Genomic DNA, 4,302 nt, shown 5'->3' on the forward strand with positions numbered 1-4,302 from the left:
CGGTTCAGGAGCTGATGAACAGTTACCAGTCTCATTTAGAAGAAATGATTGTTGAGGGCAGATCATCAGAAGTGATTGTAACTCCATCGGACTTTACTTACAAAGGATTGTCATTCCAAGCGATTCAAGAAATTAATAAGAATGGTGATATTGAGGATATTTACGAGTTGTCTCCAATGCAGCAGGGGTTGTATTATCACTGGCTGGCAGCACCTCAGGGATCTGCATATTTTATCCAAACTTCCTACAGAATCAAATCTGAAAATCTTGATTTATCAAAAGTAGAGAAAGCTTTTAGTACAGTAGTTAATAATTACGCTATTCTTCGTACTTCATTTGATAATAAATATGCAGGAACTACTTTACAGATCGTACATAAGCAGGCTCGTGTAGATTTTAGGCATACAATTCCAGAATCGGAACTTGAGTTGCAACATATAAAACAAAGTGATGTAGATCGTGGTTTCGAATTGGATAAGCCTACTCAGATGCGCCTGGAAGTGGTAGAAATGCCGGACGGTGATTATGAGTTTATTTGGAGCCATCACCATATCATTATGGATGGATGGTGTCTAAATATTTTAATCAATGATTTTTCTGCTGTTTTAAATTCGCTGCAAAAGGGAGAAGCAATGCAGCTGCCTGATCCTCCCAAATATTCCTCTTATATTAAATGGTTGGGAGAAGTTGACCGAGAAAAAGCTGAGCATTATTGGGAGAATTATCTTAAAGAATTTAATAGTCCAACGGTTGTTCCATTTTGTAAAGAAAGCATTGAGGGCACAGCATATGAACTAGCTTCCCACGTATATTATTTAGATACTGAGGTTTACAATGATCTTAAAAGGTTTTGCCAGGTTTTAGGAATTACTCTTAATTCTTTTGTACAAGGTGTATGGGCTTATCTTTTAAGTACATACAATTCGGGCAAAGAAGCTCTATTCGGTTCAGTGGTATCAGGAAGACCTCCTCAACTGGAAGGAGTGGAAAATATGGTTGGTCTGTTTATCAATACAGTTCCTGTACGTATAAAAATAGACCGTGATGATACTCCTGAAATTCTTTTGAAAAAAATACATCAGGATTCTATTGCAAGTATTGATTATCATCACTTAGGTTTGGCCAATATCCAGGCTAAAAGTGTACTAAAAAGAAACCTAATCAATCACATTCTGGTTTTTGAAAACCTATCCAGAGATAACAATCCGGAAGAACAACAACAATTGATAACTGTAAAAAATGAAAAATATATTCAGACTAATTACAATTTTAATTTTGAAATTCTTCCAACAGACTCAGATTTCAGGATTTTGATTGATTATAATAAGAATCTATTTGATGACTATTCGGTCATCAATATCGTAAAGGCATTTAAAGATATATTGATATTTTTTATGGAAAATAAAGATTTGCATTTTAATGAAATCAATAGTCAGCTGGAATCTCAAAGTTTACATTTTAAAGCAATAGTACAAAAAGATATAAAAGAAGTGATTTCTCAAACGGATTCCAGTCTTATTAAACAAAAGAATGTAAGAAAGCTCAATGCATTTATAAACAAAAAAAATCATGAATAGGTTAGGCAAATTAAAAGAACATAAAAGTATTCTTATCTGTTCGGATGGAAAAAATGCTAAGGTGTTCAGAGTAGAGAGCATTTCTGTACCAAGAGGGTATGGATATAAAAGTGAAAGAAAGTAATAGTATCTATTTATAAAAAACTTAAAATTAAATGGAAAAAATTGAAAGATATAAATTATCTGAAAATCAGGTGAATTTATTATCATTAAACAGAAAAGATATAGAGCAATTCTATAATCAGACTATTATAGAACTTACAGAAAGCCTTTCTTTTGAAGAAATCAGTATCCATATAAAAAAAACCATTGAAAATCATGAGGTACTATCATATAAATTGCTTTCAAGTAAGCAAATGGACTATCCTACTCAGGGTATTGATGAAAATGGGGAAGATATACAGTGTTGGTACTATAATGAAGATATAAGCTATGAGGATTTTGCAAAAATAGTGGAGACCGAATTGAACTACTCTTACGACTCAACAAAAAATAAAGCATTAAGAGTGGGTGTCTTGATTGTTTCAGGATATGTAAAATATATTGTAATACGACTGTATTCTTTATTCGGAGATTTATATAGCTGCCTTTATTTGTCTAAAGAAATTCTTAGAAGAATAAAAAATAGCTTTGATGAAAGTGAAAAGATAGAATACTATAACTATTGTTCCTGGCAAAATGATCTTTTGTCAGAACCGGAAAAAGAAGCCGAACTATTCTGGAAAGCGTATAACAGCAGACCGGAAAATCAAATATTACCTTTTGGGGAAAAATCTCAGAATTTTAGAACAAGTAAGAAAACCATCTTTTCACTTGATCATTCTGATTACGCTGAATTAATTAGAAGCCTGACCGGTTTAGATCAAGATATAGATTTTTATGCTCTGCTGTGCTTTAACAGATATCTGTCATCCTTTACTACAGATCAATACATCACGATAGGTTACGTTAATCAAAATAGAAATTATGATGAGCTTCTTCATACGGTAGGTTATGTGAATTCTATGGTGGCGCTGAATTTGAAAACCTATTCAAATGATCTTAGTCTATCTGAAAATCTGGAAGACCTTAAGAAAAATGTAGATACAATAATGAATTGGAGTGATTATTTTACACTCAACAGAAAACAGCACAATAATACCTATTTTAAGTATTGTTTTGAAAATGTCAATACTTATAATATGATAAAAGATTCAGATTGTAATGTAATGAGTACATATTCTGTACAGGACATTTTTGATATAAAATTGAGCGTAAATAACTCGGGTAAGGACCTTAAAATAGACTTATATACCAATGATGATGTATTTTCTCTATTAGAAAAAGAACTTATAGAAAAGCAATTCAAGAATATTTTTATTCACTTATTAAGTAAGAATAAATTAGGTATTACTGATGCTGATAAGAAAGTCATCGATACTTCCAACTCAACAGATATTTTCATAGATAAAGAATTTACATTTATAGACCTGTTTAAAGCGCAGGCTAAACAGAAACCCAACCAAACTGCGGTTGTATTTGAGAATAATAAACTGACGTATAAAGAGTTAGATACAATATCTGATCAGATGGCTGATTATTTAATAGATAAATATAACATCCAGCCGGATGATTTGATTTGTATACAGCTGCCACGAAGTGAAAAAGTTATTGTTTCTATTCTGGGAATTTTAAAATCTGGAGGAGTATATGTACCTGTAGATGTAGATTATCCAAAAGAAAGAATAGAGTATATTATCCAGGATAGTAATGCCAAAGTTGTTATCAATGAGGATGAATACAAGACTTTCTTATTATTAAAATCAGAATACAATAATGTTAATGTGCCCAAAAGAGTTCATTCTGAAGATCTCGCTTATGTTATTTATACATCGGGAACTACTGGTAATCCAAAAGGAGTAGGCATTACTCATTCCAATATACTAAACTATATTTTATGGAGTAACAGTTTTTATTTTACTGAAAAGGATCGTGGAAATTGGGGGTTATTTACATCTATCTCTTTCGACTTATCAGGTACGGCGATTTTCTGTTCATTATCCAGAGGAAGTGCATTATGGCTGGAAGATACGGAGAAAAATGCTTTTGCAACTCTTATTAAGATGTTTGAAAACAGTAAAATAGATGTTCTTAAACTTACCCCTTCTCATATTTCTCTGTTAAAAGACGCATCAATAGAAAATACAAATATCCGTAAAATTATTCTGGGAGGTGAAAAGCTTAATAAAGAGCATATTCAGATTATTCATTCTATTAACAAAGATATTGAAATCTATGATGAGTATGGTCCAACTGAAGCAACTATTGGTTGTATCGCACGTGAAGTAGTACAGATACCTGCTTCTATTGGTAGCCCAATTTGGAATACACAAATCTATATACTGAATTCAAATGGTGAACTGGTATCCATAGGAGTGAGTGGCGAGCTGTATATAGCCGGAGCAGGTGTTGCTCGCGGATATTTGAACCGTGATGAGCTAACTGCTGAAAAGTTTGTAGCTAATCCTTTTGTTCCCGGTACAAAGATGTACCGTACAGGAGATTTAGGCAGATGGTTACCGGATGGAACCATTGAATATTTGGGAAGAATCGATGACGATCAGGTCAAGATCCGTGGTCACAGAATAGAACTGGGAGAGATCGACAGCCAGGTTTTATCCTACAGCGATGCTATAAAGCACGCAGTTACCGATGTTAAGGATCACGAAGGTGACAAGAGTTTAGT

At 33.0% G+C, this 4,302-nt stretch carries 3 protein-coding genes; all 3 read left to right on the top strand.

What is annotated here, in order from left to right:
• Nucleotides 1–1,577 (top strand): condensation domain-containing protein (locus G9C87_RS20650; RefSeq protein WP_228457070.1); only part of this gene is annotated, 1,577 nt, incomplete at its 5' end.
• Nucleotides 1,570–1,701 carry a hypothetical protein gene (locus G9C87_RS20900; RefSeq protein ID WP_262888853.1) on the top strand — a complete coding sequence of 44 codons (132 nt, stop codon included), beginning with the start codon at nucleotides 1,570–1,572 and terminating at the stop codon, nucleotides 1,699–1,701. The genes G9C87_RS20650 and G9C87_RS20900, both read left to right, overlap by 8 nt.
• Before the next feature lie 31 nt (nucleotides 1,702–1,732).
• Nucleotides 1,733–4,302: non-ribosomal peptide synthetase (locus tag G9C87_RS20655; protein WP_172284684.1), on the top strand; the 2,570-nt coding region annotated here is incomplete at its 3' end.

Source organism: Chryseobacterium sp. LAM-KRS1 (assembly GCF_013184525.1).
GTDB lineage: Bacteria > Bacteroidota > Bacteroidia > Flavobacteriales > Weeksellaceae > Chryseobacterium > Chryseobacterium proteolyticum.

What these genes read in the sequence shown, in the direction of transcription:
- G9C87_RS20900 (WP_262888853.1), top strand. Translation starts at nt 1,570, where the DNA reads ATGAATAGGTTAGGCAAATTAAAAGAACATAAAAGTATTCTTATCTGT.